12 protein-coding genes, 4 tRNA genes and 1 riboswitch are annotated in these 21264 nt (G+C 58.8%); of the genes, 8 read left to right on the top strand and 8 right to left on the bottom strand.

Translation table 11 applies throughout. From position 1 onward, the window contains the following. The first annotated feature begins 1 nt into the window (after position 1). From OR601_RS03360 to OR601_RS03390, 7 genes are all read left to right on the top strand, one after another. Positions 2-1024 carry an ABC transporter ATP-binding protein gene (locus OR601_RS03360; protein WP_265592201.1) on the top strand — a complete coding sequence of 341 codons (1023 nt, stop codon included), beginning with the start codon at positions 2-4 and terminating at the stop codon, positions 1022-1024. A 174-nt stretch (positions 1025-1198) separates the two neighbouring features. Beyond that, the gene (locus OR601_RS03365) at positions 1199-1597 is read left to right on the top strand and encodes a FeoA family protein (RefSeq protein ID WP_265592202.1); all 399 of its coding nucleotides are present in this window, start codon (positions 1199-1201) and stop codon (positions 1595-1597) included. Beyond that, the gene (gene feoB / locus OR601_RS03370) at positions 1590-3689 is read left to right on the top strand and encodes a ferrous iron transport protein B (protein WP_265592203.1); all 2100 of its coding nucleotides are present in this window, start codon (positions 1590-1592) and stop codon (positions 3687-3689) included. Before OR601_RS03365 ends, feoB begins: the two co-directional genes overlap by 8 nt. Before the next feature lie 103 nt (positions 3690-3792). Continuing rightward, positions 3793-3883: transfer RNA gene (locus tag OR601_RS03375), tRNA-Leu, on the top strand. Positions 3884-3994: 111 nt separating this feature from the next. Continuing rightward, on the top strand, positions 3995-6415 hold the full coding sequence (locus OR601_RS03380) for a SpoIIE family protein phosphatase (RefSeq protein ID WP_265592204.1): 2421 nt from the start codon (positions 3995-3997) through the stop codon (positions 6413-6415). Further along, entirely contained in the window at positions 6412-7413 is a 1002-nt protein-coding gene (locus OR601_RS03385; protein WP_265592205.1) for a cation diffusion facilitator family transporter, read from the top strand. The genes OR601_RS03380 and OR601_RS03385 overlap by 4 nt, the downstream gene beginning before the upstream one ends. Positions 7414-7754: 341 nt before the next feature. Next, on the top strand, positions 7755-8528 hold the full coding sequence (locus tag OR601_RS03390) for an anti-sigma factor antagonist (RefSeq protein WP_136012920.1): 774 nt from the start codon (positions 7755-7757) through the stop codon (positions 8526-8528). Positions 8529-8728: 200 nt separating this feature from the next. On the opposite strand, the gene OR601_RS03395 is transcribed toward OR601_RS03390, so the two are convergent. The 3 genes from OR601_RS03395 to OR601_RS03405 form a co-directional block, all read right to left on the bottom strand. Then, positions 8729-8805: transfer RNA gene (locus tag OR601_RS03395), tRNA-Glu, on the bottom strand. 34 nt (positions 8806-8839) lie between these two features. After that, positions 8840-8916: transfer RNA gene (locus OR601_RS03400), tRNA-Glu, on the bottom strand. Between the two features lie 12 nt (positions 8917-8928). Then, positions 8929-9002: transfer RNA gene (locus OR601_RS03405), tRNA-Gln, on the bottom strand. A gap of 232 nt (positions 9003-9234) precedes the next feature. Between OR601_RS03405 and OR601_RS03410 the strand changes: the two genes are divergently transcribed. Beyond that, on the top strand, positions 9235-10851 hold the full coding sequence (locus OR601_RS03410) for a lysylphosphatidylglycerol synthase transmembrane domain-containing protein (protein WP_265592206.1): 1617 nt from the start codon (positions 9235-9237) through the stop codon (positions 10849-10851). Positions 10852-11030: 179 nt separating this feature from the next. Here the strand turns inward: OR601_RS03410 and OR601_RS03415 are convergent, their stop codons facing one another. The 5 genes from OR601_RS03415 to OR601_RS03435 form a co-directional block, all read right to left on the bottom strand. Next, positions 11031-12323, bottom strand: coding sequence for a lysylphosphatidylglycerol synthase transmembrane domain-containing protein (locus OR601_RS03415; RefSeq protein WP_265592207.1), 1293 nt, complete (start codon positions 12321-12323; stop codon positions 11031-11033). A 102-nt stretch (positions 12324-12425) separates the two neighbouring features. Then, entirely contained in the window at positions 12426-13994 is a 1569-nt protein-coding gene (gene sdaAB, locus OR601_RS03420) for an L-serine ammonia-lyase, iron-sulfur-dependent subunit beta (RefSeq protein ID WP_265592208.1), read from the bottom strand. A gap of 147 nt (positions 13995-14141) precedes the next feature. Next, positions 14142-15638 carry a glutamate--tRNA ligase gene (gene gltX, locus OR601_RS03425; protein WP_265592209.1) on the bottom strand — a complete coding sequence of 499 codons (1497 nt, stop codon included), beginning with the start codon at positions 15636-15638 and terminating at the stop codon, positions 14142-14144. Between the two features lie 197 nt (positions 15639-15835). Next, positions 15836-18100 carry a YhgE/Pip domain-containing protein gene (locus tag OR601_RS03430; RefSeq protein ID WP_265592210.1) on the bottom strand — a complete coding sequence of 755 codons (2265 nt, stop codon included), beginning with the start codon at positions 18098-18100 and terminating at the stop codon, positions 15836-15838. Next, entirely contained in the window at positions 18100-20835 is a 2736-nt protein-coding gene (locus OR601_RS03435; RefSeq protein WP_265592211.1) for a YhgE/Pip domain-containing protein, read from the bottom strand. The genes OR601_RS03430 and OR601_RS03435 overlap by 1 nt, the downstream gene beginning before the upstream one ends. A 291-nt stretch (positions 20836-21126) precedes the next feature. After that, a riboswitch (SAM riboswitch) is annotated at positions 21127-21239 on the top strand. The last annotated feature ends 25 nt before the right edge of the window (positions 21240-21264 follow it).

Consider the following 21264-nt stretch of genomic DNA (forward strand, 5'->3'; position numbering starts at 1 on the left):
TATGGCTACCTCGCAAGAGCCCCTGCTCCATGTGGAGCATCTCACCAAAGAGTTCCCGGTAGACTCCGGCGTCTTCGCAGGACGCATGGCGAAAAAAGTCTCCGCCGTCGATGATGTGAGCTTTGATATCTTCCCGGGCGAGACCTTTGGTTTGGTAGGCGAGTCTGGTTGCGGCAAGTCCACCACCGGCCGTTGCATCATGCGTCTCACCCACCCTACGGGCGGCCGTGTGGTCTTTGACGGCAAAGACGTCGCCACTATGAAGAAGAAAGAGCTCAAGGCTGTGCGCCATGACCTCCAGTACATCTTTCAGGACCCCTACGCCTCGCTCAACCCTCGTATGACCATCGGCGAGATCGTGAGCGAGCCTCTGGTGATACATGGCGAGATGAACAATACCGAGGAGCGCATGGATTATGTGCGCAAGATCCTCGATATCGTGGGTCTCAACCCTGAGCACATCAACCGCTATCCACACGAGTTCTCTGGCGGCCAGCGCCAGCGTGTGGGTATCGCGCGTGCCTTCGCGCTGCATCCCAAGCTCATCATCTGCGACGAGCCGGTCTCTGCTCTGGATGTGTCCATTCAGGCGCAGGTGTTGAACCTTTTGGGCGAGCTCCAAAAGGAGTATGGCACAGCCTATCTCTTCATTGCCCATGACCTCTCGGTGGTTCAGCATATTTCTGACCGCGTGGCCGTCATGTATCTGGGCAACCTTATGGAGACTTCCGATTGGCGCTCCCTCTACGCAGAACCCTACCATCCCTACACCCAGGCCCTTCTCTCTGCAGTGCCCATCCCTGACCCCGACGTTCAGCGTTCTCGTGAGCGCATCATTCTCGCGGGGGATCCTCCTAGCCCCATCGATCCTCCCTCCGGATGCCGCTTCCACACCCGTTGTCCCATCGCCCAGGAGATCTGCAGCCAGAAGCGTCCTGAGATGCGCGAGGTGGCGCCAGGGCACCACTGTGCGTGCTTCTTTGCCAAGCCGTTCCCCATCCAGGGGTCCTCTATCGAGCTCTAAGTTGCGCTATTTCTAGGTCTGAAAGGACGTTCACTCACAAGTGGGCGTCCTTTTTCATGGATGGGCCATTAGAATGCGCCTCTCTGGGGCATAGAAACCCATGTGCAGCCAATGACCGCCTACCGGTTGCAGGCGCATGTGTTCTAGTCTTTTACATTGTGGGGGAGGGGACCGGTGGGTTCTCACGAAAGCACATACACTCAGGCATCTGGCACCCAGGACGCCTCGCTTACCACGCTCGACAAAGGCGTCATAGGCCAGTATTACCGGGTGGTGTCCCTTGAAGATCTGGGGGAGTCTGTAGCTCGACGCCTGGAGTCGGTGGGCATGACGCGGGGCTCGGTGATCTGTGTGCTCAACAACAAGAGCCATGGCACAGACATCATCAGGCTCAGGGAGACCCGTTGGGCCTTGGGCCGCTCCATCACCTCCTGCATCCAGGTGCGCCATCTGGATACGCCTCCTGTGCCCAACCGCGACCTAAGCCCGGAGTCTGTGTCCACAGACCACACTCGGACCGCTGCTCAACGGACCTCTTTGGCAACCGATGGCGAGGAGGCATCCCGTGGATAAGTTCGAGCGCCACTTCACGTACCAGCCGCTTCCTGCGAAGCCCGGACCTGAGGTAGGGCATCCTGGTATGACGTTGGCATTTGTCGGCAATCCCAATTGCGGCAAAACCACGCTCTTCAACGCCTATACGGGCGCCAAGCTCAAGACCGCCAACTGGCCCGGCGTCACCGTGGAGGGCAAAGAGGGCGCCACCACCTTCGAGGGCGTAGAGATTCGCCTTATCGATCTGCCAGGAACCTACTCGCTCACCAGCTACACCATGGAAGAAGAGGTTGCCCGTTCCTACGTGCTTTCGGGTGATGCCGACGCCATCATCGACGTGGTGGACGCCAGCTCCCTGGAGCGCTCCCTCTATCTCACGTTGCAGCTTATCGACTTGGGTAAACCCGTGGTGGTAGCCCTCAACATGATGGATGTGGTGCGCAAGCGCGGCATGGAGATCGACGTGCACCGCCTTGCCGAGACCCTGGGCTGCCCCGTCATCCCGGTCTCTGCCCGCAAACGCGAAGGCCTGCAGCCTCTGCTTCACGCCGCCTACCATCACAAGGGCGCTCAGCACGATCCTTTCTGCCACGACCATGTGATAGACGACGGAATGGCCGAGAAACACCTCCACAACGTCATGGTCTACTCCCGTGACTTGGAAGCTAAGATCGACGAGGTGCAAGCTGCCTTTTGCAAGGCCTATCCTGATTGTGAGAATCCTCGCTGGCATGCGGTGAAGCTTCTGGAAGGCGACGTGTCGGTGAAGCGCGACTTCCCGCTGGATCTTCCAGTGTTGGAGCATAGCTATGAGGACGAGTTCATCAGCGAGCGCTATGACTTCATCTCCAGCGTGGTCAACGAGTGCGTATTCAATCGCTCGGCTCGTGCTGAGGCTACAAACAAGGCAGACCGCATCCTTACCAACCGCATCTGGTCTATTCCAGTGTTCTTGCTTATCATGGCCATCGTCTTTGGCCTCACCTTTGTGGTGGGCGATGCCATCAAAGAGGTGTTCCAAGGTTGGCTGGATGCCTTTAACGGCGGGGTGGGGGACTTGCTCGCCTCCATCGGAGCCTCGCCTGCGGTGGTGAGTCTGGTATGCGACGGTGCCATATCAGGCGTGGGCACGGTGCTCACCTTCCTGCCCAACATCTTCATTCTCTTCTGTGCTTTGGCGTTTTTGGAAGACTCCGGCTATATGAGCCGCGTGGCCTACGTCATGGACGGCATCATGGGCAGGTTGGGGCTTTCCGGCCGTGCCTTCATCCCCATGATCTTGGGCTTTGGCTGCTCAGTGCCGGCCATCATGAGCTCTAGGACCTTGGAGTCAGTGCGCGACCGCAGGCGCGTCATGCTGGTAACGCCTTTCATGAGCTGCTCGGCGCGCTTGCCCATCTATGTGCTCTTCTCGGGCCTCTTCTTCGATGCCTACGCAGGTCTTGTGGCCTTCTCCATGTACGTGCTGGGAATACTGGTGGCCTTGGCAGTGCTCAAGGTGATGTCTCTGACCGATAAGAGCGAAGAGACTGAAGGCAGCATGCTCCTCATCGAGCTCCCAGAATACAAGCTGCCAGACGCCCATACGGTGTGGATCTATGTATGGGATAAGGTCTGCGATTATGTGGAGCGCGCAGGCACGGTCATTTTTGCAGCTTCGGTCATCATGTGGCTGCTCCTTAACTTTGGCCCCACGGGCTATGTGGGAGAAGATGTGGCCAACTCCCTGGGTGCGACTATTGGCAGGATATTGGTGCCCTTCCTCGCCCCTATTGGCGCTGGTGACTGGCGCCTGGCAGTGGCGCTGCTGGCGGGCATTTCAGCCAAAGAAGTGGTGGTATCCTCGGTTTCGGTGCTCTTTGGAGTGGCGGGCGACGCCGTGGGCAGCCAAGCGCTGCACGCCGCTCTGCTGTCCATTGGCTTTGGGCCGGCAAACGCGCTGGCCTTTATGGCCTTCTGCCTGCTCTACGTACCCTGCATAGCCACCATCGCCACCATTCGCTCAGAGAGCCATTCGCGCAAATACGCCTGGTTTGCGGTGATCTTCCAAGTGGCAGTGGCCTGGGTGATCGCCTTTGTCGTCTACCAGATCGCACGACTGGTGATCTAAGAAAGCCTCCGAGTGTGAGTGACCCCTCATAAAGTGCCAACTTTCTTAGATTGTCACTTGCACCCAAGGGCGCCTATGCTATTATTTCTTTCGCACCAAACCTGTCGGAGTGGCGGAATTGGCAGACGCGCTAGCTTGAGGTGCTAGTGACTGACTAAAAGGTCGTGCGGGTTCAAGTCCCGCCTCCGACACCAGGACATTCAACGTGGATCCTTAGGGGTCCACGTTTTTTGTTATTGTGGGACAATCGGCGTCTGTTCCACCTATACTCTGCGCGTCTCACAGCCGCAGTGTGAGGAGACCTTATGATCCTTGGCAGCAGCATCACCGCTGTCGATAAAGGTGACGGCCGTCTCAAGGCTTTCTCCGGGCTTACCACCGTCATCAAGATATTGTCTTTGGTGGATGACGCCATTGCAGGCTATGACTCCCATGGCAAGATCATCATCGCCAACGGCAACCTGGCTGAGTTGACAGGCCTTTCTCGGCAGCAATTGATCGGTATGGATGTAAGCACGCTCTTTCTGCCGCTTACTGGCGTTCCTAAGACCCACGGGCGCCTGCCGTTTCCTTTAGACGGAGAAGAGACGCCGCTCCTTTGCCGCAAACCCAACCAAAACACCTGGACGCCGGTGCACGTGCGTGCCAAAGAGATGGGCGATGACGGCTCGTTTCTCATGGTAGCAAGGCCGTTTGTGGAAAAGTCTGTGTCGGGAGACGCCGGAGCAGTAGAGCCCGAGCTGGCAGTGCCGCACCTTTCGGCCAGCGACGTGCTGATCGACGCTGCGGTGGTGCCAGGCGAGGATCCGACCCCTTCGGGCATCGCAGTGAGCAACGCCGATCTCTATCAGAGCGCAGACGCCCCCGATGACTCGGTGCCCAATGATGTGGTTCGTGTGATTCAGGAGATTGGACGCGCGGCAGACACCGGCAATACTTCCGGCGTGCATGACATGCTGGTGCGCGAGCTGCGCAGCGCGGTGGATGCCGATGCCGCGGCGCTCTATACGGCCGGTTATGGCGGCTATGTGTTCAAGAGCTTCTCGGGAAAGTTGGGCGGCTCCTCCATGCCCACGTTTGTGGAGGGCAAGAACGCGGTGGTCTCCATCGCCTCTTCCCGCGGGCGCACAGCGAGTTTCGACCGCGTGCGGCAGGATACTGGCGAGATCGCCCTGGTGGATTCTGCCACGGGCAAAACCTATGAGATATCTGGGGCAGAAAACTTCCCCCTTACCTCGTTTTATGTGGTGCCTATCATCTATAACCGCTCCACGGTGGCGGTGGCCGCGGTGGGGTGGACCACTCCCCACGGGTTGGGAGGACACTCGGCAAAAGTACTGGACATCTTGGCAGTCCATCATGCCAACGACCTGCTGACCGCCCAGGCACTGGCTCTTACCTCGGCAAGCGAGCGGGTGCAGGACGTGGCCCATGAGAACCTTATGCACCTCGAAGAGCTCGAAGACAAAGCCACTTTCCTAGACTATTGCCGCGCCTTCGAGGCCATGGCGCAGGCTATCAACTGCCGCTTTGCCCCGGTCTTCCGCAATTTGCATCAAAACACCAACTTCATCAAGAAGGCTGACGGCTCGTTGGTGGACTTCCCCTTCACCATCAATGATTTGGCAGACGACCGCACTGCCCCCGAGGTATATGTGGGCCCGTTCTCCCACCACAAGGAACTCTCAGACTGGCTTGCGCAAAATCATATCCAGCGCGATGGCTTCGTGGTGGTAGTTCGTCAGCTGCGAGAAGAGCGCAGGGCGTTTTTGGTGCTTTCGGACGTGTCGGACATTCCTCTGGGAAACCTGGAGATCACGCTGTACAAGCGCTTTGTGCAAGACGTCTTTCGCCAAGACCAGCTCCAGCGCCAGCGCATCCAAAACTCCCTCATCGCCCATACGCTGCAGCAGGGCATGGGAAATCACATGCAGCATGTGCAGGGCTTATCGGCGCAGGCCGTGTATAACTCGGCTACCGAGAGTGCCAATGTGGGCGGCGACTTCTACGATCTTCTGCGCCTTGAGAACAACCGTGCCTGCATCATCTTGGGCGACGTGGCAGGCAAAGGCGTGCAGGCAGCCAGCGTGTCGGCGGCAGTGCGCACCGCTTTGGGCACCTATGTGTGGGAGGGTATGGAGCCGGCGCATATGGTGCGTTCGCTCAATGACTTCTTCTTGGGATTTTCGCGCCTAGACTCTTTCGCCACCCTCTTTGTAGGCCTGCTGGATGTGAGGTCTGGTAAGCTCACCTACTGCTCGGCAGGGCATCCCCCGGCATTCCTGCTGCATCCCAAGGACAACCAGATGGAGCTCTTAAACGTGCAATCCGGCGTGGTGGGCGCATTCCGCGAGATGGTCTTCAAAGACGGCATCGTGCAGCTTGAGCCCGGAGACGAGCTGGTGCTCTATACCGACGGCGTTACTGAATCCCGCGATCCCTCCGGCATCTTCTTTGGCGAGACCGGTCTTCGCGAGACATTGGTGCGCGAGATGGACACGGACGTCCATGACATGGCAGACGCCATCATGAACACCCTCTACGACTTTACCGGCGGCCGCCTGGACGACGACGTGGCTATCATGGCCCTGCGCTACAACGGATTGGATGACGCCCCTGAAGACGACTCTTCAGGCCTGGGCACGGAGGGCAAAGGCGCGGTGCTTGCCCCAAGCGAAAGCCACCAGAGTGCCCAAACTGGAGCCTCTGAAGGAGAGCAGCTGTGAGTGCCGCAGGCCTGAGCCGAGAAGAGCGCTGCCGCAAAGTGGTGCGAATCCTCTGGATCATCCTTATCCTCAACTGGGCAGTGGCGGCAGCCAAGTTCTTTTACGGCGCCGCTACAGGCTCGCTCTCCATGCGCAACGACGGCATTGCGAGCGCCTTTGACGGCCTGTCCAACATCGTGGGCATCCTGGGCGTCAAGATGGCCTCCCAACCCCCTGACAAGGCCCATCCCTATGGCCACGCCAAGTTCGAGACCTATGCGTCGCTGGCTATCGGGGTCATGTTGGCGGTGGCTGCCTACAACCTCGCCGCCGACGGCATCCAAGCCCTTTTGGGCCACAGGAGCGCAGTGGAGGTTAACGGCGGCTCCTATGTGGTGATGGTGGGGACCCTCGTCATAAATCTAGCGGTCTCCTTTGTGGAGGGGCGCTTTGGCAAGCGTCTTGCCAGCGAGGTGCTTACCGCAGATGCCCTCCATACTCGCTCGGACGCTTTCGTCACCATATCGGTCATCTTGGGCCTTGTGGCAGTGAGCTTGGGATATCCCATGGCTGACTCTTTGGTGGCTGTGATCGTGAGCGTCGCCATCGCCATTTCTGCGGTGGAAGTCTTTCGGGAGGCGGCTCGTACCCTCTCCGACCACGCGGTGTTGGAGGTCGAGCCGCTGCGCCAGGCGGCCTGTCAGGTGCCTGGCGTGCGCTCCGTGCACCATATCCGCACCCGCGGCACTGAGGGCGACGTCTTCGTGGACCTCCATCTTCTGGTTGACCCAACCATGACGGTGGCACGCGCCCATCAGATCGCCCAAGAGGTAGAGCAGGCGGTGCAGCAGGGGTTTCCGGAAGTCTCCGATGTCATGGTGCACATCGAGCCCGACAATCCCCAAGAGCGCTCTGAAGGTTTGGCCGACGATCGCGCGCTCGGCGTAGCATCTAAGGACTCCTCCACAGATGACGCGGCCACTCTTCCTGCCGAGAAGAGCGATCCTTCCTGCCAGTGACTCGCTGCCTTGGGTAGGCGAGTTTCTCGGCAGCGAGAGGAACGTCTATGCCCAGCTGCCGAGAAGGAATAATTTCAGGAAGCTATAAGAAATAATGTGCATTACAGTGAATGTGGGTTCTACAGGCGGGTATCAGAAACCCATATCAACGTTGAATATGCTTTCTCAAAACAATGGTAACAAACGCCAGGTTTTTGGACATATATTCACCGCTGGAATTATATATAAACGCAGGTTAATGGATTAATAGGTTAACAGTTGCCTACTTAATTCTCTCCCTAAAATTGGGGATGCCTGTGTAGAGACATCTCGCGTCTGGCACAGCTACGAAAGGGGAGAGCATGCTTATCGTCTCAGACTGCATGATGGTTCCCGTTCGTTCTGATATCAGTGTGAGGACGGCTCCAGAGCTTAAAGACCATATCGAAGAGCTTATGAACGGCGGCTGCCATCGCATCATCTTGGATATGGACAAAGTTGGCTATATCGATTCGGCAGGCATTGCGCTCATCCTGTCGCTCTCTCGCAAGATGCGCGCTATGGGTGGTCTGTTGACCTTGGTGAACGTCTCAGAGATGGTAAACCATATTTTGAGCGTAGGATGCCTGGTCCCCTTCATTCCTTGTTTGGCGAAACAGTCGTCAAAGGCTGCGGTGCCCGCATTGCCGGTGGGTTCCAAGCCGTCAAAGCGTCTTACGGTTCGCATCGAGCCAGATACCCTCCAAGATGCGCGAGAGCGCTTGCGCGAGTTTTTGGAGGTGCTGCCTCTGTCCAGCAGCGAGCTCTATGACATCATCTTGGCTGCCGGCGAGGCTATGGGCAACTGCGTGCTTCATACAGATTCGGGCATCGGCTATCTTACCTGCGCCCTCTATCCTGACCGTTTGGTGATGGAGGCGGTGGACAGCGGGCCTGGGTTCGAGATCGCCCCGGATGTCGACCCCGTGGTGACTCTGGAGCATGGGCGCGGCATCAAGATCATGCGCCTTCTATGCGACGACGTTGAGATCAAGAAAAAGCCTGTGGGCCATGGCACCATCGTGCGGCTGGTAAAGATGCTGCAGCAGGGCGCTGAGCCACTGGAAAAAGGCATGTTTGAGATTCTTTCTGCCTAGAGATTTCTCTCACGCGTATAGAGATGCTGCAGCCTAAAGGGCACAACGCGCGTTGGTAGGTCCTGTGATCCAGCCTCATGCACAGCGTTTCGCTTTATGGGCCCCCGCCACAGGCAAATTGGACGTACACAACAACTTCGACCCCAATGGCAGATGAAAAAGAAAAGCCGGGACTTCAAGGAGTCCCGGCTTGCAACTTATGGTAGCCCGTACCAGATTCGAACTGGTGATCTCCGCCTTGAGAGGGCGGCGTCCTGAACCGCTAGACGAACGGGCCATAAAAATGGGGCAGGGAGCCCCAGGGAAAAGCGTGGTAGCCCGTACCAGATTCGAACTGGTGATCTCCGCCTTGAGAGGGCGGCGTCCTGAACCGCTAGACGAACGGGCCATAACCCAAGAATGGCTGAGCCAGAGAGAATCGAACTCCCATTGACGGAACCAGAATCCGCTGTCCTACCGTTAGACGATGGCTCAAGCTTTTGGGGCCGATTGCTCGGCGCGAGTAGTTACTTTACGTCATGGGGCACGCTCGTGCAAGCCTAAATTGGTCCAATAAGGCAATTTGGTGCAGGTTGTGAAGGCGCCTGCACAACCGTCACGGTTTTGTCGTGGGGTCTTAGCAGTTGCCCCTAGGCCTTGGAGCCAAGATGGCCATAATCCTATAACAGCTTGGTATTGGGTGGCGCGGGTTGCAGAAGGGAGGGCTATGGAAGAGCAAGAGAATAGGTCGAGTCACCCTCCTTTGGATGAGGGGAGCTCCGCTGCTTCCAATCTACAGCCCTCTACTGACTCCTCCAACACTCCTGAAGGCCCCTCTCTTGAGGCTCTGGAGCTGTTGGAGCAACCGCTGGAAGACGCCCTAGGCTTCTTTGACATCCCAACATCAGAGGGTACACCCTCCTCCAAGGAGCCTGCCGCTCAGGTTCCTCCAGAGCCCGGCTCTACGGCTCCTTCCTCTTACCCTGTCCCATCCACCCCTGAGCAGCCAACTGCCGATGCAGGGGTTTCTCGGCAGCGAAAAAAACCAGCCAACCTCAAGATAGGGGTTGCGGGAGCCAGGCATCACAGGTCGCAAAAAGCTTCCTCTACCAATGCCTATGCGGCAGCAGCTGGGGCTCGCAAGGCCTCGGGTGCCCAGAAGCCCGCACCTCAGGGGGTGGCGGGTTCAAGGACCAAGGCGTCGGTGTCCAAGAAGACAGTCGGGCCAAAGACCCGCGTGGGGCAAGAGGAGAGCCAGGACCAAAAGAAGGCGCGCAAAGGCGCGCTGTTTATGGTGGGCGTGCTGGCTGCCTACGCGCTTTGGATCTTCATGAGTGGCCAGTTCGACGAGTTCGTGGGTGCGCTCAACGGGGCCGATGCAGGCTGGTTTGTAGCCGGCATGCTGGTCATGAGCTTCAACTTCGTCTTTGGCGCCCTGGCGTTCGTGCTGGCAGCCTATATCGATCCTACGAGTCCTTTGGGCGTGCGCGACTGCATGTCGGTGGAGGCAAACGGCGTGCTCTTTGGCAATCTCACGCCCATGAGCACGGGTACCATGCCGGCGCAGATCTATAGGCTCACCCAGGCGGGCTTGGATGTGGGGGCGGCTTCTGCCACGCAGCTCACGCGTTTTGTGATCTACCAGGCTGGCGAGGTAGTAGTAGCTGCAACACTGTTGCTGCTGCGCTTCGACTTCTTCTTGCACACCTATGGAGACATCGTCTTCTTGAATATTGTGGTGTTTATCATTCAGACGCTCCAGGCCGCAGGCCTGCTGGTGGTCTGCCTGTTCCCGCGCTTTGTGACCCGTGTGGGCAACTGGGGTCTAAGGTTTGCCAGCCGCCATGGGTGGTTTAGTGCAGAGCGCGTAAAGCGCTACTCCGACGTGCTCAACAACCAGGTGCGTTCCTTTGGCGGCACCTTCCGCGACTCCTTCAGGCACATGGGCTCGCTGGCCCTTACGCTTCTGGTGACCTTGGGCCAGATGCTCTGCTTTTACGCGGTGCCCTGGTTTGTGCTCCGCGCGTTTGGCGGCGACGCAGATTTTGTCACCTGTCTCGCCGCAGCTTCCATGGTGCAGATGATTGGCAATTCTGTGCCGCTTCCCGGTGGCACCGGTGGCAACGAGGCCGGCTTCGCGCTGTTCTTTGGCCCCATTTTTGGCGCTGCCGCTACTGCGGGCTTCATCGTATGGCGCCTCATCACGTTCTTCATCCCTACGCTGGCTGCCTTCCCGCTTATGGCGTTGAGCTCGTCGCATAACAAGTCCATTTATCAGCGCTGGCAGCATTTTCGCACGCGCAAGGGCAGGCGCGCCCAGGTGTTCGTCTCTCGCAAGAAATAGCTTGCAGTGCGAGGGCTTATAGGCCGCTACGCCTACGCTGGCATGCATGGCGACACATCGGCACACATGGCGGCGCCTATCCAGCGAACCCATCTGTCCATGAGCATGCTCGTGGCCCTCGAACGATGTGGCGTCCCAGGGCCACGAAGGCCTTCGTGTGCAGGCTCTCTACTTAATAGTTAATCATCGAGCCGCTTCACAAGCCTGCGCAGGCGCTGGCGCAGGGTAGGGGCGCTGTCAGGCGTGCGCACGAGCGTGGCGGCTCCGCAAAGGGCGGTGTAGAGGTAGTAGGTCACCAAGCGCCACAGGATATAGCCGGCAGCGGCCGTCGATCCCATCCAAGGGGCAAAAAAGGTGGCGAAGGAGGCTTCGATGCCGCCGGTGCCACCGGGCAAAGGAATGGCGCTGGCCAAGAGCTGCACCATTGATCCTGCGCAGACCACCAGCCAAAAGTCCACCTGAATGTTCAAGGCCTGCAGCACAAACCAAGGGGAGCAAAAGATGCAGAACTGTTGCAGGACGGACACCACAAGCATACCCAGCATGACCCACTTGTGCCTCACTGCAGCCTTAAAGGTGGTGGAGAACTGAGTCACCTGGTTAGAGATGGCCTTCGACCAGCCATCGGCTTTGATCCCCATCCCAAACAGGTCGCGCCTTTTTATCCATCCACACAGCCGCTCGCCCAGTCTGGCCACCCATTGAGGACGCAGGCACATCACCAGCAGTGCCATGGCCTGGATGAGCTTGAATCCAAAGACAGCCACGTTGATCCACACCACGGCTCCGTAGTGGCTGAAGAAGTAGGGCCAGTTGCACAGCAAAAGACCACCTGCGAGAAGGATCTCCGCTGCTTGGAATAGCAAAAAACGGTTGATCTGCACTGCGGTGGCCGAGCCAAAATCCAGCCCTGCCTCCAGCAGGCGCCAGATCTGCCCGGGCACCGAGCCGGCCATCATTGGCGTGAGGTTGCCAAAGAAGGTGCCGGCTGCCTCCACCGACACCAGGTCCAAAAAGCCCACAGGCGCCTTGCGCGCGATAAGGGTTTCCAGCACAAACGCCAGGGTGCCAAAGAGCAAGTAGAGGCCCATGACTCCTACCATGGCCAGCATCCACACCAGCTTTGCCTGGTCCAGCGCCTCCCTAAAGGATTGGCCCTGTCCCGACGCTTCGATATACGCCAGGCTCACTATCAGCACCGCTGCCATGAACAGGCCGCCAATGACGGCCTTGCGCGTGTTGGAGCGGGCGCGTGCCTTGGAATCTGCGGCGTCTTTGCCGCCAGTGAGTTCGCCTAACGCCTCTAGAGCCTCGCCTTTGGTGGAATAGTCGATGGTATCGAAGGCGTTCAGCGGGGGCTTATTGGCGGCATCCGCCTCCTTGGGTTCCTGCCGAGAAGAGATTGCGCTTGCATCAGGCGCTTGTGCCGCAGGTGCCGCGTTGGAGGTTGAACGTGAAGGGATCGAGGCCATAGATGAGGATGTCCTTTCGTTCAGGCATGACGAAAGATCTATTCCCCTTTATTCGCTCGGACTCCTCAAAGGGGGTCAGTGATACGCAGCTTATTCAAGAGATCAGTCGCAGGCGCCGCAATCGGCGCAGACTGAGGGGCAGACGGCCAGGCCGCCTTGAGCGGTCTCGCGCAGGCTCACGGGCAGCGAGTTTCCCACCATGACCATGGCTGCAACTGCCTCGTCGAAGGGAACCGGACTCACCACGCCGGAGAGCGAAAGCTGGGCTGCGGTCATGGCATTGGCAACGCCAATGGCGTTGCGGTTTTGGCAGGGGAACTCCACCAACCCTTGCACAGGGTCGCATACCAGGCCCAACAGGTTTCCAAGAGCAATGGCGGCGGCGTTAAGGCACGCTTCGGGGCTTCCATAAAGCATTTGGCAAAGGCCTGCAGCGGCCATGGCAGATGCTGTGCCCACCTCGGCCTGGCAGCCGCCCTCGGCGCCGGAGACGCTGCCATTGGCAGTGACGATGGCACCCACCGCGGAGGCGCACCACAGGGCGCTGGGCAGACGGTCGAAAGACCCCAGGGCTTCGGCGCAGGCAATGAGGGCACCTGGCACCACGCCAGCAGAGCCGGCGGTGGGCGCAGCCACAATGACGCCCATAGCGGCCGAGCGCTCCAATACCGCCATGGCATAGGCGCAGGCGTTGGAGAGGGTGAGCCCCAAAAGAGGCTCTGCCAGCTGCCGGCGATGGCTAAAGACGTCCTTGGCCTGTCCGTGCAAGAAGCCGCCCAAAGAGCGCTGAGGTTCCTTGATGGTAGAGGCTACCTCGGCCTTCATGGCATCCATCACGCGATCCATGGCCTTATCGGCAGTCTCAAGAGATCCCAGCAGCGATCCCTCGCGGCGTCTCATGGCAGCTCCTATGGAGCAGGGCTCGGCGGCGCATAGGGCCAAAAGATCGGCGCCGCAGGAAAAATCTGATTGAATGGCGCCCTTCTCGTTCAAGGGCAGCGCGCCGGGGATGGTGATGGAAGTGGCAAAGGACGCCCCGGCGCGTTCGCGAATAGTCTCCACCATGATGTGGTCTAAGGCCTCATCCAGCTCCACAATGGTGTAGGCGTCGCCTCCGCGCTCGTTCCTAAAGGTGCGTATGGTAGCAATATTGATAAAGTCCTCAGACAGGGCGCCGCAGATCTTGGCCAGCACTCCCGGCTTGTCGCGGTGATGGATGAGCAGTGTAGGGTATTCGCCTCCAATGGAGACAGCCACATTGTCCACGGAGGAAATGCGCACCCGCCCGCCTCCCACAGACTCGCCGCGCACGGTGAGGGCGGTGCCGTCTGCCAAGGTCATAGCAATGGAGACAGTGTTGGGATGCAGCGAGACGTCCTCGTCGGCGATGGTGAAGTGCACCTCAAGGCCGGCTTCTTGAGCCAGCTCGAAAGAGTCGCGGATGCGTTCGTCGTCGGTGTCCAAGCCCAGCATGCCGGCCACCAAGGCCCGGTTGGTGCCGTGGCCCAGGTAGGTGCGGGCAAAGGAGTTGTAGAGGGTGAAGTCCACGGCCACCACGGGCGCCGACGCGAGTTCTCGGGCCACGCGCGCCAGGCGCAAGGCGCCGGCGGTATGCGAGCTGGACGGGCCCACCATGATGGGCCCCAAAATCTCAAAGGCGCTGGGCAGCATAGTTGCTCCTAATGGGTGGGCCGCCACCTTGCCAGGCGACGGCCGCACAAAGACGTGAGTATGAGAGCGCAAGGCTCAAGCAACAGGGCATATCGGGCTGGTCGCATCGCCCCTTAGGCTCTATGGATGCCGAGAAGCCCTTGGCCCCTAGGCCTCGGAGCTTTCCTGGGCGATGCGTGTCAGAGCGGCATCGATGCGTGCCAACACGGAGACTTTGCCCAAAAGCTCCAGAGTTTCGCCCAAAGGAGGAGAGACCAGAGAGCCGGTGGCGGCGGCACGCACAGCTCCAAAGAAGGTGCGCTTCTTAAGGTCGGTGGCCTCCTGGGCGGCAGCCAGGGCATTGTCGATGGCGCTGGCGTCAAAGTCGTCCAAAGGCTCCAGGGCGGCGCGGGCCAGCTCCAGAGATTGCTGGCAGCCGTCGGCCAAAAGCCCCTTCTTCAAGGCTTTGGGATCGATCTTAGGAGTATCGCCGGCATAGAGGAAGCGGGCCAGGTCCACCACCTCGGGCGCCTTCTTGGTGCGGGGCTTGAGCACCGAGGCCAGAAGGCCAAACCACTCAGGACGCGCATCTACGCAGCCCGGCTGTTCCAAGCCTGCAGCTACCAGCTGGGGCTCGATGACGTCGCGGGCAAAGTCCATGTCGTCTTTGGCCATGAGGTAGTGGCTGTTGATCCAATCCAGCTTGGCCGGGTCAAAGGTGGCCGGGTTTTTGGAGACGTGGTCCAACGAGAACTCGCGGGCCAGCACCTCTCGAGGCACGATGGTGGTGTCGCCGTCCAGCGACCAGCCCAAAAGCGCAAGGTAATTGACGAAAGCCTCAGAATCGTAGCCGGCATCGCGATACTCTTCCACCGAGGTGGCTCCGTGGCGTTTGGAGAGCTTCTTGCCGTCTGCCCCCAAAATCATGGAGATGTGGGCGAACTCGGGCACCGGATAGCCCAGCGCCTCATAGACCATCACCTGGCGCGGGGTGTTCGACAGGTGGTCGTCGCCGCGGATTACATGGGTGATGCCCATGAGCGCATCGTCCACCACGGTGGTGAAGTTGTAGGTGGGGGTGCCATCGCTGCGCACGATGACAAAGTCGTCCAGCTCGCGGGCGTTAAAGGTCACATCCCCATGGACAGCGTCGTGCACCACCACGTCGCCGCGATCCTCGGGCACCTTGATGCGCAGCACGTAGGGCTCTCCAGACTCCATACGAGCGCGAGCCTCAGTGGGATCGATATTCCGGCACCTGCGTTGGTAGCCCTGGAAGGGATCCTTGCGTGCTTGGGCTGCCTTGCGGTCTGCTTCCAGCTGATCCGGCGTACAAAAGCAAGGGTAGGCTTTGCCCTCATCCAACAGCTTTTGGGCGGCCTTGCGATAGATATCCAGGCGCTCAGTCTGTTTGTAGGGAGCGCAGGGGCCGCCCACCTGAGGGCCCTCGTCCCAGTCCAAGCCCAGCCACCGCATGGCGCGCAAGATGATGCCCTCGTTCTCGCTGGTAGAGCGTGTGGGATCAGTGTCGTCGATACGCAGGATAAAGGTACCGCCGTGAGCCCTGGCAAACGCCCAGTTATAAATGGCAGTACGGGCGCCGCCTACATGAAGCTTGCCGGTAGGGGACGGCGCAAAACGCACGCGCACGGATGTATCGCTCAAAACAACTCCTTACAGGCCAAAACTCAGCCGCTCGTGTATCCGACCAATCCCCAAGATCTGCATCCTAGGGCTTAGCTGCCGTTTCATGGTACACCGCAAGAGGGGCTACCCTTAAGACCTCACAGCTTGTCCGTCTGCAAGATGGCAAACGCTGCCAAGAAACCCTTCCATCCCACCGGCACCTTCGCCATCCCAGGCTACATCACCTTGGTGGATGCCAGCTGGTGCTCGATCCAATGGTTGAGGCGCACCAAGGGGCGACGGAGCACCAGGCCCAAGATAAGCGTCGGCGCCAAAAAGCCTAAAAGCCCCAGCAGATGAACCAAAAAGTCGTTGCCGTAGATACCGCCTATGCATCCGCGCATAAGCTGCATGGACTGCACGAAGGGCAAGAACGGATAGACCGCCTGGAAGGGTGCAGGAAGCATCTGCACAGGAAACGACCCGCCGGCTCCGGCGATCTGGATCACCATAAGGATTACCGCCAGCGCTTTGCCCACGTCGCCAAAGGATACGGTGAGCGCATAGGTGATGTTGGTGAATACCAACGACACCAAGATGCAGGTGAGAAACATCAGGCCCACGTGTTCGCATTGGATCTGCAGGTAAAAGAGGTCGCCTGCGCAAAGCAGCGCAGCCTGAAGAGTGGCCAGCACCAAGAAAATGCCCAAGCGCCCCAAATAAGCCTGGGTGAGCGTGAGCCCTCCCAGCTGAGCCTCCTCCTTCTTGCTGGGCTCCACTTTGAGCATGACCACCAAAATGATGGCGCCCACCCAAAGGGCCAGCGAGTTGTACATGGGCGCCATGGCGCTGCCATTATTGGCCACAGGAAAGACCGCCACGCGTTTGAGATCCACCGGTGCCGATAAGAACTGCGACAGCTCCTGGGGGTCTTCTGCCAGGATGGCGCGAATCGACTCTGCGTCCTGGGAAGCTACTGCAGTCGCCAGTCGCTCTTTCAAGGTAGAGACGTCCTCAGAGGCCCCATCCAAATCGCCGGACACCTTATCCAACGCTTCCTGAATGGCCCCCAGGTCCTGGGCGGCAGAATCGCCAGTGACCGCCAAGGCTTGCAAAGTGGAGTCCAAGCCGTCTTTGAGGGCTCCTGCGTCGTCGGCGCTCTGGGTGATGGCATCAGAGAGCGAGGTCAGCGACGGCGCCACGTCATCATTGAAGGTGCCCTTGGCGCTGTCCAGGCTGGTTTTGGCGCCTTCCACGAGCCCCTCCAGTTTTGCCTTGGCGTCAGCGGCGCTGGTGGTGCCGTCTTTGAGCTCCTGGGACATTTGAGAGATCTCTGCGCTCAGCTCTTCCAGGCTTTGAGAGGCTGCCGATAAGGACGCCAGCGCACGCTCGCTGGCTTCCAAGGCCCGGTCTAGGCTGCGTAGCACTGCCCGCTCGGCTGCAGTGAGCTGGTTGTCTTGGTTGTATTCGTCTTCTAGGCGATCGCGAAGCTCTTGGAGCTGGTCGCGCTGAGCAGTAAATCCTTCCAACAGGGCGTCCACTGCCTCTTTCCTCCCGTTCAAAGTGCCCGCAATCGACTCTAAGTCGTTGGCAACCTGAGTGGTGGAAGCGCCCGCTTTGTCAAAGACGCTGTCGATGGAGTCCTTGATGGAATCCAGCGAGTCGCTTCCAGAGGTGAGTGCGTCAGAGACGGTGCTCGAAGCAGAACCAAGCGCATCTTTGAGGCTTCCCACGCCGCTGGAGGCGCCGTTCAAGGCGTCTTGCAAATCAGAGGTGGAGTTTTTCTCGGTACCTACTAAGCCGGCCGAGCCCTCCACCAGGGATTTGGCAGAGGATACCAAGGCTCCGTAACTCTTAACGTTGGCGGCGGTGCTGGTGAGGGTCTGCTGGGTGTGGTCCAGCGAGGCAATGATGCGGTTGGCCAGCTGGGTCATCTCGTCGGAGCCCAGATAAGATCCCAAATCGCCCAGCACTGAGGAGCCCACCGAGCTCACCGTCTGGGCAAAGGTGGTGTCAATTTGATTCTTGAGCGCAGAAGAGGCTTTGGAGGTCACCACATTGGCGATGGCGTTTTCCTTCTCGTTCACGTAGAAGTCCAAGGCAGAGGTGTGGGGGTCTGCCGAGAGCATGCCAAGCAGGTCTCTGGAGAAGTTGGGCGGGATGATCACTGCTGCATAATACTGGCCGGAGCGCACGCCTTCCAGCGCGTCCTGTTCGCTGGTGATGAGCCAGCCAATTTGATCGTTTTCCCGCAACGCCGAGGTCACCTTGTCGCCCACATTGATGGAGAGGGGCATCAGGTCGCTGGTATAGCCTTCGTCGGTGTTGGCTACAGCCACTTTGAGGTATTTGGTGTTGGAGTAAGGGTCCCAGCTTCCGGCGATGTTGAACCATGCATAGAGGGAAGGGACTATGACCAAGCCTAGGCACACGATGCCGGCGATGACGTTCATAGTGCTTCGATGCAGATCCATCTTAAACAGTTGCCAAATCTTGCGCACTATTCATCGCCTCCCCTCGTGGATTGATCCTTTGACTTGGGTCTCTCTTCGGGCGCGGGCCCTGCCGTCTCATCGGTTTTATGATTGATAAGTGATTCCAGGCGCTCTTTGGCCTTGTCGTGGCTCTCATCCAACCTGCGCATGGCCGAGAAGGGGGCGAAAGGGGCCACCTCATGATTGAGCCGGTCGCTTACCATGGCCATGATCTGGGATTGGGAGAGCTCGGAAAGCCCCATCTTCTGGGCGGCCATGTCGTGGATGTATTCGATGGTCACCAGATAGAGGATGAGCAGCAAAATGGAGACGATCCAGAGGATGAGCACTGCAAACTTGATCTCCTGTGTGGCTATGAACAGAGGAATGAGCAGCACGGTGGAGCAGAGCAGCAGGGCGCGGAAGCCCCAGCGCACCATGGTTTCGTAGTGCGTGTTAAACCAGGCCATGCGCATCTCGAACACCTGGCGGTAGGCGGCAGAATCCAGCGCTGCCTTGAGCAGGGTGGTGAGTCGGAAGTTGGCCTGTGGAGGCTCGGTCTCCTCGCAGGCCATAAGGTCTGTCTCGCGGAGCTTGGCGTCAAAGAGGCGGTTGATGTTGAGCAAATGGCGCCGCAACGTCACGCCAATGATGAGCGAGGGGATCACGTAGAGCAGCAGGATGCAAAGGTTCTCGACGTAATAGCTGCCATAAAAGCCGGCGATGGCCTCGCGCATGGCGTTGTTGCCGTAGGTGAAGGGCAACCAGGGGTAGAGGGCTTGAAAGAAGCCCGGCTGCATCTGAATGGGGTAGAGGCCGGAGGACCCCGGGATTTGCAGGATCAGAATAACCACTGCAAGGGCTTTGCCCACATGCTTTAAGGCCACGGCCAGCGCGTAGATCATATTGACATAGACAAAGGACTCCACCAGTCCCGCAAAGACGAAGGCGACCGGATGGACGCATTGGATGCCAAGCGCGATGTCGCCTATGCACGTAATAAGCGCTTGCAGGATGCCCACCAGGTTAAGGAGCATCCACCTTCCAAAGTAGGCCTGCCATGGCTTGAAATCGCCTACCTGTTCGCGGTCCACTTCAAGCTTGTAGATGGATACCAGCACGAAGCCACCTACAAACAGGGCCACGTCTGTGTAGAAGGGAGTGACGCCAGTGCCGTAGTTGGCTACCGGATAGACCGTCTTCTCATCGATGGTCACAGGAGATGACATAAATGATGAAATCTGATCTGTATTGGCCCCTGTATAGGTTCTCAAAGCTTCCATTACCTGGGAGCTGTCGATGGCAGAAAGATCGGTGGCCAGGTTGTCCAACGATTCTAAGGCATTGTCCAAAGAGGTCTGGGTGCTTCCTAGTGCCGTGGACGCCTGATCCAAGGTGGAGGCCAAGGAGTCGAGAGACACCTGAGCTTGGTCCAAAAGGCTGTCCAGGCTGCCTAGGGTGCCAGCCAATCCATTGCCTGCCGAGGAGAACGAGTCCAAGGCGCTTGTAAGATGGGGGAGAGCCTCATCTGCCAGTGCCTGGCGCGTGGACAACAGGTTGTTGGCAGTCGATTGCACCTCATTGTTGATGGATTGAGCTGCGTCGTTGGTCTCATTGGTGGAGGTTTGGGCTGCATCCAGCGCGGTCTTCACCTTGTCCAGCAGGGCCTGTTGGGCGCTAAGTTGCTGGCCTAGGCGCTGGGACTCGGCTTCCAGGCGACTCTTGAGATCTGCGATGGATCCGGTGTCTGGCAGGGCGGCGACGGCATTGTCCAGCGAGGTCTTTGCGGCGCTCAGCGAGTCCTGGGTGGATTGCAACCGGGTGGCCACCGAGCTTAGCGTGCCGTTGGCAGAGCTTAGCGTGCCGTGTATGGCAGCCATGTTCGAGGCGGCCTCAGAAGAGATGCCAGAGATGGTGGTGGCGCCATTCACTAGAGAGCTGTCGAGCTTTTGGGCAAGCGCGTTGGTCTTGGTGCGCGTGGTCTCCAACGAGCCTAGGGCGTGCTCCAGATTGGCGCGGGCGTTCTCGCCTGACGTCTTGAGCTGGGAGGTGGTGGCTTTGGCCTCCACAATGGTGTCTTTGGCCGTTTGGCAGGAGCTTTGGGTATCTTTGAGCAGCTGCGAGATGGAGGCAATCTGATCGCGGGCATCCAACACTTTTTGGCGGGCGGCGTCGGTGCCTGAAGAAGTGCGGTTCTCTAGAGTGAGTCCCTCGGTCTTGGCTGCCTCCACCACGGCGGTGGTCACTGTCTCAACAAACGAGTCGTCGATGGAGCTCTCTACTGTGGAGGCTCCGGAGTCGGTGACTTTGGGGGCCACGGCGCTGAGCTTCTCGTTTACGTAGTACTCCAGCTCAGGTCTGGTGATGTTTCCGGTAAGTACTGAGGCGAGGTCTTTTGAGAAGTCCTCCGGAATGACGAGGGCGGCATAGTAGCGGCCGGATTCCACACCTGCTTTGGCCTCATCGGCGTCTACGAAGGTCCAGCCCAGCTTGTGGTTGTCCTTGAGCTGGGCTTCCACCTGGGCGCCCACATTGATGGCGGTGGCGCCCTTGTCGGCAAAGTCCACAGATGCCCCGGCATCTTGATTGGCCACCGCCACGGGCATGGTGGAAGTATTGGCATAGGGATCCCAGTTGGCCAAGATGTTTAACCAGGCATAGGCGGCGGGGATGATGGCGACGCCAATGGTGATCACTATGGCCACGGGGTTTTTAAGAATGCGAAGCAGATCCCGCTTGAAGATGGCAAAGACGGTATGCAACAGCGCTCCTTGGACTCGTGAGTTAAGAAACCGGTATTTAAGAAAGGCGATCGCTCCACAAGGGAGAGCGCTCTTTGAGCCGGCACGACATGGTACTCCAAAAACGTTCACAACAATGAACTGGTTGATGCCTAATATGCCCCCATAGGAACGAGGCGCATAACAGGAGTGCCGCAGTCTCTACTTCTTGTCCCCATTTTCTAAAACCTTGTGTATCAGAAAGAATGCGCAGCACCTTACAAGTCTTGTTGGGGTAGAGTCCCCTATGCCGTCAAGAGGTATGACGCATATGCGCCGTGCACAGAGCAGAGGGACCGAGCCCTAGGAAGCTCCGGCAACCCGCCTCAAAAGCGAGGTAGGGTGCCACATCTCGGCAAATGCTCAAAGCATTTGGAAGACGGGGGAATTCGCTGATTATTTGAAGGTCCC

The sequence above is a fragment of the Leptogranulimonas caecicola genome (genome assembly GCF_023168405.1).
GTDB classification, from domain to species: Bacteria; Actinomycetota; Coriobacteriia; order Coriobacteriales; family Atopobiaceae; genus Leptogranulimonas; species Leptogranulimonas caecicola.